The sequence below is a fragment of the Nocardioides sp. GCM10030259 genome, assembly GCF_042666375.1.
GTDB lineage: Bacteria > Actinomycetota > Actinomycetes > Propionibacteriales > Nocardioidaceae > Nocardioides.
Genome location: NZ_JBHTDF010000016.1, coordinates 52,897 through 65,661 on the forward strand (window position 1 = coordinate 52,897; position 12,765 = coordinate 65,661).

16 protein-coding genes are annotated in these 12,765 nt (G+C 72.3%); 10 read left to right on the forward strand and 6 right to left on the reverse strand.

Features of this window, described 5'->3' with window-relative positions:
* Position 1 precedes the first annotated feature (1 nt).
* From ACFQQI_RS12665 to ACFQQI_RS12675, 3 genes are read left to right on the forward strand one after another with little or no spacing between them, the layout of a single operon-like run.
* Positions 2–802, forward strand: coding sequence for an NAD-dependent epimerase/dehydratase family protein (locus ACFQQI_RS12665; protein ID WP_378563467.1), 801 nt, complete (start codon positions 2–4; stop codon positions 800–802).
* Between the two features lie 42 nt (positions 803–844).
* On the forward strand, positions 845–1,300 hold the full coding sequence (locus tag ACFQQI_RS12670) for a VOC family protein (protein WP_378563470.1): 456 nt from the start codon (positions 845–847) through the stop codon (positions 1,298–1,300).
* 27 nt (positions 1,301–1,327) lie between these two features.
* Entirely contained in the window at positions 1,328–2,077 is a 750-nt protein-coding gene (locus ACFQQI_RS12675; protein ID WP_378563473.1) for a lysoplasmalogenase, read from the forward strand.
* Here the strand turns inward: ACFQQI_RS12675 and ACFQQI_RS12680 are convergent.
* Positions 1,962–2,390, reverse strand: coding sequence for an SRPBCC family protein (locus tag ACFQQI_RS12680; protein WP_378563476.1), 429 nt, complete (start codon positions 2,388–2,390; stop codon positions 1,962–1,964). The genes ACFQQI_RS12675 and ACFQQI_RS12680 overlap by 116 nt on opposite strands.
* Before the next feature lie 18 nt (positions 2,391–2,408).
* On the opposite strand from ACFQQI_RS12680, the gene ACFQQI_RS12685 reads away from it, so the two are divergent.
* The gene (locus ACFQQI_RS12685) at positions 2,409–4,049 is read left to right on the forward strand and encodes a phospho-sugar mutase (protein WP_378563479.1); all 1,641 of its coding nucleotides are present in this window, start codon (positions 2,409–2,411) and stop codon (positions 4,047–4,049) included.
* 9 nt (positions 4,050–4,058) lie between these two features.
* Here the strand turns inward: ACFQQI_RS12685 and ACFQQI_RS12690 are convergent, their stop codons facing one another.
* Positions 4,059–4,691 (reverse strand): hypothetical protein, encoded by a 633-nt coding sequence (locus ACFQQI_RS12690; RefSeq protein WP_378563483.1) that lies wholly within the window; start codon positions 4,689–4,691, stop codon positions 4,059–4,061.
* A gap of 53 nt (positions 4,692–4,744) precedes the next feature.
* Here ACFQQI_RS12690 and deoC point away from each other — a divergent pair, with 53 nt between their 5' ends.
* From deoC to ACFQQI_RS12715, 5 genes are read left to right on the forward strand one after another with little or no spacing between them, the layout of a single operon-like run.
* Positions 4,745–5,719, forward strand: a complete 975-nt coding sequence (gene deoC, locus ACFQQI_RS12695; protein ID WP_378563486.1) for a deoxyribose-phosphate aldolase — start codon at positions 4,745–4,747, stop codon at positions 5,717–5,719.
* 6 nt (positions 5,720–5,725) lie between these two features.
* On the forward strand, positions 5,726–7,156 hold the full coding sequence (locus ACFQQI_RS12700) for an aldehyde dehydrogenase family protein (RefSeq protein ID WP_378563489.1): 1,431 nt from the start codon (positions 5,726–5,728) through the stop codon (positions 7,154–7,156).
* A complete protein-coding gene (locus ACFQQI_RS12705; RefSeq protein WP_378563492.1) occupies positions 7,153–8,022 on the forward strand; it encodes an aldehyde dehydrogenase family protein in 870 nt (289 codons plus the stop codon). The genes ACFQQI_RS12700 and ACFQQI_RS12705 overlap by 4 nt, the downstream gene beginning before the upstream one ends.
* Before the next feature lie 17 nt (positions 8,023–8,039).
* Positions 8,040–8,639, forward strand: coding sequence for an ATP-binding protein (locus ACFQQI_RS12710; protein ID WP_378563495.1), 600 nt, complete (start codon positions 8,040–8,042; stop codon positions 8,637–8,639).
* On the forward strand, positions 8,636–9,037 hold the full coding sequence (locus ACFQQI_RS12715) for a hypothetical protein (protein WP_378563498.1): 402 nt from the start codon (positions 8,636–8,638) through the stop codon (positions 9,035–9,037). The genes ACFQQI_RS12710 and ACFQQI_RS12715 overlap by 4 nt, the downstream gene beginning before the upstream one ends.
* Positions 9,038–9,043: 6 nt before the next feature.
* Here ACFQQI_RS12715 and ACFQQI_RS12720 read toward each other — a convergent pair whose 3' ends face one another.
* The 4 genes from ACFQQI_RS12720 to ACFQQI_RS12735 all read right to left on the reverse strand — a co-directional run bounded on the left by ACFQQI_RS12720 (position 9,044) and on the right by ACFQQI_RS12735 (position 12,277).
* A complete protein-coding gene (locus ACFQQI_RS12720; RefSeq protein ID WP_378563501.1) occupies positions 9,044–9,427 on the reverse strand; it encodes a PLDc N-terminal domain-containing protein in 384 nt (127 codons plus the stop codon).
* Between the two features lie 83 nt (positions 9,428–9,510).
* Complete coding sequence (locus tag ACFQQI_RS12725) at positions 9,511–10,701, reverse strand: cation:proton antiporter (protein ID WP_378563504.1); 1,191 nt, start codon at positions 10,699–10,701, stop codon at positions 9,511–9,513.
* A complete protein-coding gene (locus tag ACFQQI_RS12730; protein ID WP_378563507.1) occupies positions 10,701–11,177 on the reverse strand; it encodes a DUF3592 domain-containing protein in 477 nt (158 codons plus the stop codon). The genes ACFQQI_RS12725 and ACFQQI_RS12730 overlap by 1 nt, the downstream gene beginning before the upstream one ends.
* On the reverse strand, positions 11,174–12,277 hold the full coding sequence (locus ACFQQI_RS12735; protein WP_378563510.1) for an adenosine deaminase: 1,104 nt from the start codon (positions 12,275–12,277) through the stop codon (positions 11,174–11,176). Before ACFQQI_RS12735 ends, ACFQQI_RS12730 begins: the two co-directional genes overlap by 4 nt.
* Before the next feature lie 35 nt (positions 12,278–12,312).
* Here ACFQQI_RS12735 and ACFQQI_RS12740 point away from each other — a divergent pair, with 35 nt between their 5' ends.
* Entirely contained in the window at positions 12,313–12,765 is a 453-nt protein-coding gene (locus ACFQQI_RS12740) for a MaoC family dehydratase (RefSeq protein WP_378563513.1), read from the forward strand.

Below are 12,765 nucleotides of genomic sequence, written 5' to 3' on the forward strand. Positions count from 1 at the left end.
CGTGAAGGTCCTCGTCACCGGAGCCGCCGGCAACATCGGCCGGGTCGTCACCGCCGGCCTGACCACCCGCGGCCACGACGTCGTCGGGCTCGATCGGCGTCCCGTCCCCGACGGGTGGGACGGCACCTGGCACACGCTCGACTGCGCCGACCCCGACGCAGTCGGCGCCGCGTTCGCGCAGGAGCGGCTCGACGCCGTCGTCCACCTGGCCGGCTACGCGGGCTCGAGCGACCTCGGCACCGCGCTCACCTCGCACACCGTCACGACCGCCGCGCTCCTCGACGCGATGGTCGAGCACGACGTACGACGCATCGTCTACGCCTCCTCCAACCACGCCGTGGGCCTGACGCCACGCCACGACGTCGTCGACGCGGACACGCGGCCGCGCCCCGACTCCTTCTACGGCGTCGCGAAGGTCGCGGCCGAGACGCTGCTGAGCCTGTACGCCGACCGCCACGGGATCGACGCGATCGCGTGCCGGATCGGCTCCTTCCGCGAGCGGCCCGAGACGCAGCGCCACCTGGCCACCTGGCTCTCCCCCGACGACTGCGTGCGGATGGTCGAGGCCGCGCTCACCGCGGCCACGCCCGGCTTCGCGATCGTCTACGGCATCTCGGTCAACACGCGCGGCTGGTGGGACCTGGCGCCCGGCCGCGCGCTCGGCTTCGAGCCGCAGGACGACGCCGAGTCGTTCGCCACCGCGATCGCGGGGCGGCCGGGCGACGACGAGGAGGCGGCGTACGTCGGCGGCAGCTGGGCCACCACCGCCCTCCGCCCGGCCTTCGACCGACGCGCCGACTGACTCCTCGGCCGACTGTCGGCGGCGGCGCCTACGGTGACGGGCATGGTCACCTGGAACCTCACCATCGACGCCAACGACCCCGAACGGCTCGCCCAGTTCTGGGCGCCGCTCCTCGGCTACGAGCCGCAGCCGCCGCCCGCGGGCCATGGGTCCTGGCGCGACTGGTACCTCTCGGTCGGGGTGCCCGAGGAGGAGCTCGCCGACATCGGGCCCGACTACTGCGACCGCCTCCACGACCCGACGGGCGAGGGCCCGACGATCTGGTTCCAGATCGTGCCGGAGGGCAAGACCGTCACCAAGAACCGTCTGCACCTCGACGTCTACCCCGCTGGCCCCGACCGGACGCGACCCCCGACGGAGGAGCGCAAGCGCGCCGTCCAGGAGACCATCGACCGGGTGGTCCAGCAGGGCGCGACCGTGCTGCGCACCACCATCGACGACAACTCGTACTCCGCCGTGATGCAGGACCCGGAGGGCAACGAGTTCTGCATCAGCTGACCGGCGCCGGCGGCTAGGGTGCGCGACGTGACGCAGCCCCGCACCCGCGCCGTGCTCGGCGCCTACGCCGCCGTCGGCATCGTCCAGGTGACCGCGGTCGGCGTCGACGCCGACGTGCTGGCCGGAGCCCTGCAGGTGCTGCTGATGCCGGTTCTGGCGGGGGCGCTGCTGGTCGAACGGCCCGCCGAGCGTTCCCGGCTGGTGCGCCTGACGGCGGCGGCGCTCGGCGCCTCGTGGCTGGGCGACTCCGCGCCGCGCCTCCTCGACGGCGACGCCGCGTTCATCGTGATGGTCGCGTTCTTCCTCGTCGCGCAGGGTTGCTACATCGCGGCGTTCCGCCCGTACCGCGACGAGAGCATCCTGCGCGGGCGGCCGGGATGGCTCGCGGCGTACGTCGTCGTGACGCTCGCCCTGGTCGGCGCCTGCCTGCCGGAGGCGGGCGGCCTCGCCCCCGCCGTCGTGGTCTACGGCGCGGCGCTCGGCACGATGGCCGTGCTCGCGACCGGCGTGCACCCGCTGGCCTGGGTCGGCGGTGCGTTCTTCCTGGTCTCCGACGGACTGATCGCGATCGAGGCGTTCTCGAGCCTGGAGCTGCCTGCCCACAGCGTGTGGGTGATGGCGACGTACGTCGTCGCACAGGGGCTCCTCGTGCTGGGCGTGATCAGGCGAGACGAGCGCGAAGTCCCTCGCGGCAGCCCCGCATCATCCGCTCGTGGTTCCAGCGCAGCAGCGGACCCATCGGGTGCGACGCAGCCGCCAGCCACCCCCGCACGCTGACCTCCTGGTCGAAGTCCAGACGCGTGCCCCGCGCCAGGGGCGTGAGCGCGAAGCACACCGACCCGGTGAGGTCGCCCGAGACGCCGACCTCGAGCCGGTCGCCTGCGCGCGAGACGGCGTGCAGCACCAGGTCGAGCGTGTACGGCAGCACCGAACGGCAGAGCACGCGCGCGTCGTCGGGCCCCAGCGACGCGACGGCCACGACCTGCGGCCACCACGAGGGGTAGTGCTCGAGGTCGACGAGCACGGCGTGCACCTCCTCCGGCGACGCGGCGATCTCCCAGCTGTCCCGGAAGCGGAAGGTGGCTCTCACCCTCGTATGGTGCCTTCCATGACCGACGACCTCCTCGCCGCCGCTCGGGCCTGGGCCGCCGACGATCCCGACCCGCAGACCCGTGCCGAGCTCGAGGCGGTGCTCGCCGACGTCGAGGCCGGCGGGGACGCCGCCGACCTGGCCGACCGCTTCGACGGCACGCTCGAGTTCGGCACCGCGGGGCTCCGCGGCGAGCTCGGCGCCGGACCCAACCGGATGAACCGCGTCGTCGTGACCCGGGCCGCGGCCGGGCTGGCCGCCTACCTGCGCGACACGGGGCACTCGCACGGCTCCGTCGTGATCGGGTACGACGCGCGGCACAACTCCGACGTCTTCGCGCGCGACACCGCGGAGGTGATGACGGGCGCGGGCTTCACGGCGTACGTCCTCCCTCGTCCGCTGCCCACGCCGGTCCTCGCGTTCGCGATCCGCGAGCTCGGCTGCGCCGCGGGCGTCATGGTCACGGCGAGCCACAACCCGCCGCGCGACAACGGCTACAAGGTCTACCTCGGCGACGGCAGCCAGATCGTGCCGCCCGCCGACACCGGGATCGCCGAGCGGATCGCCGCCGTCGGTCGCGTCGCTGACGTTCCGCGTGGCAACGCCGGCATCGTGCTCGGCGAGGAGATCGTCGACAGCTACCTCGACACGACAGCCGCGCTCGCCGACGACGGGCCACGCGACCTCGACATCGTCTACACGCCGCTGCACGGCGTCGGGGGCACGACGGTCGAGCGGGTCCTGGAGGCCGCGGGCTTCAGCGCGCCGGCGGTGGTCGAGCAGCAGGAGCACCCCGACCCGGAGTTCCCGACCGTGGCCTTCCCCAACCCGGAGGAGGCCGGGGCGATGGACCTCGCGATGGCGCTCGCCGAGCGCCGCGGCGCCGACCTGATCGTCGCCAACGACCCCGACGCCGACCGCTGCGCGGCCGCGGTGCCGGGGCCGCACGGCTGGCGGATGCTCCACGGCGACGAGGTCGGCGCGCTCCTGGCGCACGCGCTGCTGCAGAAGGGCAAGCACGGCACCTACGCGTGCAGCATCGTCTCGTCCAGCCTGCTCGGGAAGCTCGCCGCCGCGGCAGGCCGGCCGTACGCCGAGACCCTGACCGGCTTCAAGTGGATCAGCAGGGTCGAGGGCCTGGCGTTCGGCTACGAGGAGGCGCTCGGCTACTGCGTCGACCCCGAGCACGTGAAGGACAAGGACGGCGTCTCCGCGCTGCTGCTGCTCTGCGAGCTCGCCGCCGGCGCGAAGGCCGCCGGACGCACGCTCGTCGACCTCCTCGACGACATCGCGCTCGCCCACGGCCTGCACGCGACCGACCAGCTCTCGGTGCGGGTCACCGACCTCGACGAGATCGCGGCCGCCATGTCCCGCCTCCGCAAGCACCCCCCGACCGAGCTCGGCGGCCTCGCGGTCGAGCGCATCGACGACCTCATCGAGGGCAGCGCCGACCTGCCGCCGACCGACGGGCTGCGCTACCGGCTCGCCGACGGCGCGCGCGTCATCGTGCGCCCGAGCGGCACCGAGCCCAAGCTCAAGTGCTACCTCGAGGTGGTCGTGCCGGTCGACCCGGAGGACGGGGTCGACGCCGCCCGGATCGCCGCCGCCGGCCGCCTCGACGCTCTGCGCGCCGGCATCAAGGCCGCCGCCGGGATCTGACCATCGCGCTCAGTGCACGAACAGCCAGACCACGAACGCCACCACCAGGAGAGCGGCGGCGGTGAGCTCGGGGACGGCCCAGGTGCGGCGCACGTCGGCCGCCAGGGCCTGTTGCTCGGGTGAGCCCTGGCGGATGCCGGCGCTCTCGCGGGCGGCCCCGGCCAGGTGGGTGATCCGCGACTCGGCGAACGCCTGCTGGAAGCGGGTCTCGGGCGGGGCGGCGGACTGCGGGTCCGGTGCCTCCTCGGCCGCGGCCCGGATGCGGGCGCGGCCCTTGGTGAGCTGGCGCAGCGAGTAGCCGACGACCGGCGAGATCAGCTTGCGCTCGCCCACGACGACCGTCAGCACCTGCGTGACGACCACCCGGTCGATGGCAGCGAGCGGCACCCGGTCGGTGTGGAACATGCCCCGCATGACGAGGTCGCGCCGGGTCGCCCAGAGCGCCGGGCGCAGCAGCGCGGCCCACACCAGCACACCCCCGAGGAGGGCGGCGATCGCGATGCCGAGCGGCGTGCCGCCGTCCCAGGCGTAGACCGCGAGGACGAGCACGACGCCCGCGAGAAGCAGCCCGAGGAAGCCGCTGAGGCGCCCGCTGGTGGGCTGGAAGCGCTCGACGACCGCGTCGTCGTCCTGCTCGGTCATCGCCTGCTCTTCCCGGTTGTGTCGCTGGGCTCGGCCAACCCTATGCTGGGTCGGTGAGCGGTACTTCCACCATCCCCGACCCAGGTCTCGAGGACGCGACTCGGTCGGAGGCCTCGCTGCGGCGGTTCCTGCACGGACTGCCCGGCGTCGACCAGGTCGGCGCCGAGGCCCGCGCGGCCGGCCTCGGGACGCGTTCGATCAAGACCAGCGCGAAGGAGTTCGCGCTCGACCTCGCGATCCGCATGGTCGACCTGACCACGCTGGAGGGCCAGGACACGCCCGGCAAGGTGCGCGCGCTGGCGTCGAAGGCGATGCGCCCCGACCCGGCCGACCCGACCTGCCCGTCCGTCGCGGCCGTCTGCGTCTACCCCGACATGGTCGCGACCGTGAAGGACACCCTGGGCGACTCCGGCGTCCACGTCGCCGCGGTCGCGACGGCGTTCCCCAGCGGGCGCGCCGCGCTCGACATCAAGCTGGCCGACACCCGCGACGCGGTCGAGGCGGGGGCCGACGAGATCGACATGGTCATCGACCGCGGCGCCTTCCTGTCCGGCCGCTACCAGCAGGTCTTCGACGAGATCGTCGCGACCAAGCAGGCCTGCGCGCGGCCCGACGGCAACGACGCGCACCTGAAGGTCATCTTCGAGACCGGCGAGCTCCAGACCTACGACAACGTACGCCGGGCGAGCTGGCTCGCCATGATGGCCGGCGCCGACTTCATCAAGACCTCCACGGGCAAGGTGCAGCCGGCCGCGACGCTGCCGGTCACGATGATCATGCTCGAGGCGGTCCGCGACTACCGCGAGCAGACCGGCACCATGATCGGCGTGAAGCCCGCGGGCGGCATCCGCACGGCCAAGGACGCCATCAAGTACCTCGTGATGGTCAACGAGGTCGCCGGCCCGGACTGGCTCGACCCCGACTGGTTCCGCTTCGGCGCCTCCACGCTGCTCAACGACCTGCTGATGCAGCGCACCAAGATGAGGACCGGCCGCTACAGCGGCCCCGACTACTTCACGCTGGACTGATCCCTGATGAGCGCATTCGAGTACGCACCCGCTCCCGAGTCCCGGAGCATCGTCGACATCAAGCCGTCGTACGGCCTCTTCATCAACGGCGAGTTCGTCGACGGCCACGGCAAGAGCTTCAAGACGATCAGCCCGGCGACCGAGGAGGTCCTGGCCGAGGTCGCCGAGGCCGACGAGTCCGACGTCGACACGGCCGTGAAGGCCGCCCGCAAGGCCTACGAGAAGGTCTGGGGGCCGATGCCGGGCCGCGAGCGCGCCAAGTACCTCTACCGGATCGCCCGCATCATCCAGGAGCGCAGCCGCGAGCTGGCCGTGCTGGAGTCGCTCGACAACGGCAAGCCGATCAAGGAGTCGCGCGACGTCGACGTCCCGACCGTCGCCGCGCACTTCTTCTACTACGCCGGCTGGGCCGACAAGCTCGAGTACGCCGGGCGCGGGGCCGACCCGCAGCCGCTGGGTGTCGCCGGCCAGGTGATCCCGTGGAACTTCCCGCTGCTGATGCTGGCGTGGAAGATCGCCCCGGCCCTCGCCTGCGGCAACACGGTCGTCCTCAAGCCGGCCGAGACCACGCCGCTGACCGCGCTGCTCTTCGCCGAGATCTGCCAGCAGGCCGACCTCCCGCCGGGCGTCGTCAACATCATCACCGGTGCGGGTGCGACCGGCCAGGCGCTGGTCGGCCACGCGGGCGTCGACAAGGTCGCCTTCACCGGCTCCACCGACGTCGGCAAGGCGATCGCCCGCGCGGTCGCCGGCACCGACAAGAAGGTGACGCTCGAGCTCGGCGGCAAGGCCGCCAACGTCGTCTTCGACGACGCGCCGCTCGACCAGGCCGTCGAGGGCATCGTCAACGGCATCTTCTTCAACCAGGGCCACGTCTGCTGCGCCGGCTCCCGCCTGCTCGTCCAGGAGTCGGTCGCCGACGAGCTGCTCGCCAAGCTCAAGCGCCGGATGTCCACGCTGCGCGTGGGCGACCCGCTGGACAAGAACACCGACATCGGCGCCATCAACTCCGCCGAGCAGCTCGCAAAGATCCGTGAGCTGTCGGAGATCGGCGAGTCCGAGGGCGCCGGCCGCTGGTCCCCCGCCTGCGACCTGCCGACCACCGGCTTCTGGTTCCCGCCGACGCTGTTCACCGGCGTCTCGCAGGCCCACCGGATCGCCCGCGAGGAGATCTTCGGACCGGTGCTGTCGGTGCTGACCTTCCGCACGCCGTCCGAGGCCGTCGAGAAGGCGAACAACACGCCGTACGGCCTCTCGGCCGGCGTCTGGACCGAGAAGGGCTCCCTGATCCTGTCCATGGCCAACCAGCTGCGCGCCGGGGTCGTCTGGGCCAACACGTTCAACAAGTTCGACCCGACGAGCCCCTTCGGCGGGTTCAAGGAGTCGGGCTACGGCCGCGAGGGTGGCCGGCACGGTCTGGAGGCCTACCTGCGATGAGCCGCATCGACGTCCGCAAGACCTACAAGCTCTACATCGGCGGCGCGTTCCCGCGCTCGGAGTCCGGGCACTCCTACGAGGTCGCCGACAGCAAGGGGAAGTTCGTGGCCAACGCCTCCCTCGCCTCCCGCAAGGACGCGCGCGACGCCGTCGTGGCCGCGCGCAAGGCGTACGTCGGCTGGTCCGGCCGCACGGCGTACAACCGCGCGCAGATCCTCTACCGGATCGCCGAGGTGATGGAGGACCGGCGCCCGCAGTTCGTGCAGGCCGTCGTCCAGTCCGAGGGCCTCGCCGCCGGCAAGGCCGACAAGGTCGTCGACGAGGCCATCGACCGGCTGGTCTGGTACGCCGGCTGGGCCGACAAGATCACGCAGGTCGTCGGCAACGCCAACCCGGTGGCCGGCCCGTTCTTCAACCTGTCGACGCCCGAGCCGACCGGTGTCGTCGGGGTGCTCGCGCCGCAGCACTCCTCGCTGCTCGGCCTGGTCAGCGTCGTCGCGCCGGCCATCGTCACCGGCAACACCGTCGTCGTCGTGTCGTCGTACGAGCGCCCGCTCCCGGCGGTCACGTTCTCCGAGGTGCTCGCGACCTCCGACGTGCCCGGCGGCGTGGTCAACATCCTCACCGGCTCGGCGGCGACGATCGCTCCGTGGCTGGCGGCGCACATGGACGTCAACGCCATCGACCTCACCGGCATCGCGGGCGAGACCACGCTGGCCACCGAGCTCGAGGTCGCGGCGGCCGACAACCTCAAGCGGGTACGCCGCGCGCCGGCCGCAGAGCCGGACTGGTCGCTCGACCCCGGTCTCGAGCCGATCACGGCGTTCCTCGAGATCAAGACCGTCTGGCACCCGATCGGGGTCTAGGTGCCTTGGCTGCCCGTGTGATCGTCCTTGCCGGCCCCTCGGGGGCAGGCAAGTCCCGCCTCGCCGAGCGGATCGGCCTCCCGGTGCTCCGGCTCGACGACTTCTACAAGAGCGCCGGCGACCCCACCCTCCCGCTCATCACCGAGGGCGCGAACTCCGGCATCGTCGACTGGGACGACCCGGAGTCGTGGCTGCTCGACGACGCGATGGCCGCGCTCGACCAGCTCTGCCGGACCGGACGTGCCGAGGTCCCGATCTACGACATCCCCCGCAACGGCCGCTGCGGCTGGCAGACGCTGGACCTCGGCGGCCACGACCTGTTCGTGGCCGAGGGGATCTTCGCGCAGGAGGTGGTCCGCCCCTGCGACGACATCGGGCTGCTGGCCGCGGCGTACTGCGTGCGCCAGCACCCGATGGTGACCTTCTGGCGGCGGCTGACCCGCGACCTGCGCGAGCGCCGCAAGCCCCCGCTCGTGCTGGTGCGCCGCGGCCTCGCGCTGCTGCGCGACCAGCGGCGGGTCGTGGCGCACGCGGTGGAGCGCGGCTGTCGCCCGGTGACGCCCGACGTCGCCTTCGCCGAGCTCAGCAGACTGCGGGAACGGGACGCCTCGCGATGACCACCTGGCCACGGCAGCCCGACAACCGCACCTGCGGTCCGTCGTGCGTCGTGGTGGCGGAGGGGCTGCCGGGGCCGTGGCCGAACTTCGAGCGGGACGTGCTCGCGATGCACCGCCGGCTCAACCGCGTGTGGCCCCGAGCGCTCGGGATGACGCCGTGGGCGATCGCCGGGCGACTCGGCGGGCGCGTGCGTCGCTACCGGCGTGCGCAGGTCCTCGCCGCGCTGCCCCGGCCGGTGCCGGTCTACCTCGGCAGCCGGTGGCTGCCCCGCCACGTCGTCCTGGTCCTCGACGAGCGCGACGGGGAGCCGCTGGTCTACGACCCGGCGCGCGGGGTGCTCGCACCCATCAGCACGTCGGGCTGGAAGCACCGCTGGTTCGCGGTGCTGCCGCGCTGAGCGGCGTCAGGCGAGCGCCTTCGCCTTGAGCGACTCGTACTCCGCCTGGTCGATGGTGCCGGCGTCGAGCAGCGCCTTCGCCCGGGCGATCTCGTCGGACGGCGAGCCCGATCCCGCGGAGACCGAGCGGATGTAGGCGTCGGTGTCGGCCTGGGCTGCGCGCGCGTACTGGATGTTGCGCTCGGTCATGTCCTTGCCCCGGGCGATCAGGTACACCAGCGAGGTGATCAGCGGGAAGATGATCAGGAAGAACACCCACACCGCCTTCATCCAGCCGCTGGTGCTCTTGTCGCGGAACAGGTCCGTGAGGATCTGGAACAGCACGACCAGGTAGGCCATGAGCAGGAAGAAGGAGATGGTGAACCAGAAGAAGTCCCAGAAGCTGTCCACAGCTGTCCTCTCTCACGTGCGTCGCTGCCGAGGTCTGATCCCGGCGTCGCGCCGACGCTAGACCTGGCGGGACGGTGGGGGGCTCACCTGTTCCGGGTGACTGCGGTCGACAGCAGTCGCTGCCCGAGGAGCGGGCAGACCAGCACCGTCAGCGCGCCACCGGCGACCAGGACGGACGCGTTGGTCGTCGTCATCTGCCCGGCGTTGACCGCCACCGAGGTGACGGCGACGATGATGGGCAGGCCGGTCGCGGCGAAGAGCGCCATGGCCGTGCTCTCGCGACCCGTGAACACCGGTCGGCCGTCCTCGCGCTGCGTGCGGGTCGCCACCAGGACGCCGCCGCCGCGCACGAGCAGGATCAGCGCCACGAAGGCGACCAGCGCGACCGGCTCCTCGGCGACCGCCTGCGGGTCGATCGCCATGCCGGACGTGATGAAGAAGACCGGGATCAGCAACCCGAAGGCCAGCCCCTCCAGCTTGTGCTCCAGGCTCTGGTGCCCCTCCGGCAGCAGCCCGCGCAGCACGAAGCCGGCGGCGAACGCCCCGAGCACGACGTCGAGGTCGAACAGCTCGGCGGCCGCGCCGAGCGTGACCAGCAGCAGCACCACCAGCCGCACCTGGGTCTGCCCGGACGACTCGGCCCCACGGCGTACGGCGGCGAGCAGGGCCGAGCCCTCCCGGCTGATCCGCGCCGAGAACCTGTGCAGCACGATCGCGAGCGCGAAGAACGCGCCGAGGATCAGCGAGGACGCCACCAGCCCACGGCTGCCGAGAAGCAGGGACATCGCCACGACGGGGGCGAGCTCCCCGTAGGCGCCGTGGTTCATCAGCGTCCGGCCGAAGCGGGTGCCGAGCAGGCCGCCGTCCTTGAGGATGGGGAGCAGCGTGCCGAGCGCGGTCGAGGTGAGGGCGATCGCGACCGCGACCTCCGCGTGGACGGCCTCGGTCAGGCCGACCAGGAAGATCAGGAGCAGCGCGACCGCGAAGCACCCCAGCCACGTGACGAGTGCGCGCCGGCCGCCCCTGCCGACCAGCTCCCCGAGCTGGATCTCGTAGCCGGCTAGCAGGAAGAGCATCCCGAGACCGAGCTCGCGCAGCATCGTGACGCCCTCGCCGGCGACGGCGAGCTCGAGCACGTTCGGTCCGATCAGCACGCCGAGCACGAGCAGCAGCACGACCTCGGGCACCCGGCCGCGGAGCAGCAGCCCGGCCAGCAGTGGAGCGAGCACGGCGCAGAGTGCGATCCAGAAGAGCGACTCGGCCGCGCCCGGCATCACGACGTCCAGACGATGAGGACCAGCACCAGCCACGCGGCGGCGACGCCGAGAGCCAGCAGCAGCACGGCCCGCGCGAGGAGGAGCCAGGTCCGGCCCGCACCCTCGACAGTCTGCTCCGTTGCGGCCACGTCGACCCGATGGGGCTGCTCGGGGTCGTAGGCGACGTCGAGCTGCTCGCCCACCCGCGGTGGCGGCGCCGGCACCGCCGTCAGCGTCTGCACCTCGACCGGCTCGGCCGCGCCGGCGGGCACGAAGCGGACGCGCGGGAAGTAGTGGGTGTCGGGACTGGTCCCCAGGCTGAGGTCCTTGGCCTCGAGCCCGACGACGGTGGCCCGGGCCGACACGGCGCGGCCGCGGAACCGCTCGGCGCTGCGGCGTACCGCCCGGCCCTTGAGGACCAGCACGGCCGCGACCACCAGCAGCACGGCGGCGGTGCCGAGCAGCAGGGCGGTCGGGACCTCGTGGATCCTCACGCGACCGGCTCCTCCCGCAGGGCGGCGTACGCCGGCTTGATGTGGTCCTGGATCAGCGCGAACCGCTCGTCGAACGGCAGGAACGACGACTTCATCGCGTTGACGGTGAACCACTCGAGGTCGCGCAGGCCGTAGCCGAAGGCCTCGACGAGCGACCACATCTCGTGCGTCATCGAGGTCTTGCTCATCAACCGGTTGTCGGTGTTGACCGTGACCCGGAACCGCAGCTTCTTCAGCAGCCCGATCGGGTGCTCGGCGATCGACGCCGCCGCGCCCGTCTGCACGTTGGACCACGGGCACATCTCCAGCGGGATGCGCTTGTCGCGGACGTACGCAGCGAGCCGGCCGAGCTCCACCGATCCGTCGTCGCCGACGGTGATGTCGTCGATGATGCGTACGCCGTGGCCGAGGCGGTCCGCCCCGCACCACTGGATGGCCTGCCAGATCGACGGGAGCCCGAACGCCTCGCCAGCGTGGATCGTGAAGTGGGAGTTCTCCCGCTGGAGGTACTCGAACGCGTCGAGGTGCCGGGTGGGCGGGTAGCCCGCCTCCGCGCCGGCGATGTCGAAGCCCGCGACACCCCGGTCGCGCCACGCCACGGCGAGCTCGGCGATCTCCATCGACCGGGCCTGGTGCCGCATCGCGGTGAGCAGCTGGCGGACCAGGATCCGCCCGCCGGCCGACGTCACGGCGGCGACGCCCTGGTCGAAGCCGGTCTGCACGGCCTCGACGACCTCGTCGAGCGTCAGGCCGGTGCCGACGTGCTGCTCGGGCGCGTAGCGGATCTCGGCGTACACCACACCGTCGGCGGCGAGGTCCTCGACGCACTCCCGCGCGACCCGGGTGAGCGCCGGACCGGTCTGCATCACGCCGACGGTGTGGTCGAACGTCTCGAGATAGCGCTCGAGCGAACCGGAGTCCGCAGCCTCGGCGAACCAGCGTCCCAGCGACTCCGCGGTCATCTCGCCGCCGACGTCGGGCAGCTGGTGCCCACAGTCCGCCGCGAGCTCGATGATCGTCTGGGGCCGCAGTCCGCCGTCGAGGTGGTCGTGCAGCAGCACCTTCGGTGCCCGGCGCACCTGGTCGAGGGAGGGCGTCATGAGCAAATCCAACCAGACCCGCTACGTTGGCGGGCATGCGCGTCTTCACGACTCTCGACGAGGTCTCGGCCGCCACGGGCGACGAGCTCGGCACGTCCGACTGGCTGACCATCGACCAGGACCGCGTGGACCGGTTCGCCGAGGCCACCGGTGACCACCAGTGGATCCACGTCGATCCCGCGCGGGCCGCGACGGGTCCGTTCGGCGGCACGATCGCCCACGGCTACCTGACCCTGTCGCTGGTCCCCTACCTCGGCAGCCAGGTGGTGAGCTTCGAGACGCCGGGCGCCAAGCTCAACTACGGCACCAACAAGGTCCGCTTCCCGCACCCCGTGCTGGTCGGCAAGCGCATCCGCGCCCACGTCGCCCTCGCCGACGTGGCCGACCTGCCCAGCGGCAAGCAGGCGACGATCCGCTACACGATCGAGATCGAGGACGTCGACAAGCCCGCCTGCGTCGCCGAGACCGTCGTCCTGCTGCTCACCTGA

Excerpts from the sequence above, each read along its gene's own strand:
- ACFQQI_RS12725 (WP_378563504.1), bottom strand. The coding sequence starts at position 10,701 with ATGCCGGGCGCGGCCGAGTCGCTCTTCTGGATCGCACTCTGCGCCGTG.
- ACFQQI_RS12705 (WP_378563492.1), top strand. The coding sequence starts at position 7,153 with ATGAGCCGCATCGACGTCCGCAAGACCTACAAGCTCTACATCGGCGGC.
- ACFQQI_RS12735 (WP_378563510.1), bottom strand. The coding sequence starts at position 12,277 with ATGACGCCCTCCCTCGACCAGGTGCGCCGGGCACCGAAGGTGCTGCTG.
- ACFQQI_RS12715 (WP_378563498.1), top strand. The coding sequence starts at position 8,636 with ATGACCACCTGGCCACGGCAGCCCGACAACCGCACCTGCGGTCCGTCG.
- ACFQQI_RS12685 (WP_378563479.1), top strand. The coding sequence starts at position 2,409 with ATGACCGACGACCTCCTCGCCGCCGCTCGGGCCTGGGCCGCCGACGAT.
- ACFQQI_RS12670 (WP_378563470.1), top strand. The coding sequence starts at position 845 with ATGGTCACCTGGAACCTCACCATCGACGCCAACGACCCCGAACGGCTC.
- ACFQQI_RS12700 (WP_378563489.1), top strand. The coding sequence starts at position 5,726 with ATGAGCGCATTCGAGTACGCACCCGCTCCCGAGTCCCGGAGCATCGTC.
- ACFQQI_RS12690 (WP_378563483.1), bottom strand. The coding sequence starts at position 4,691 with ATGACCGAGCAGGACGACGACGCGGTCGTCGAGCGCTTCCAGCCCACC.
- ACFQQI_RS12740 (WP_378563513.1), top strand. The coding sequence starts at position 12,313 with ATGCGCGTCTTCACGACTCTCGACGAGGTCTCGGCCGCCACGGGCGAC.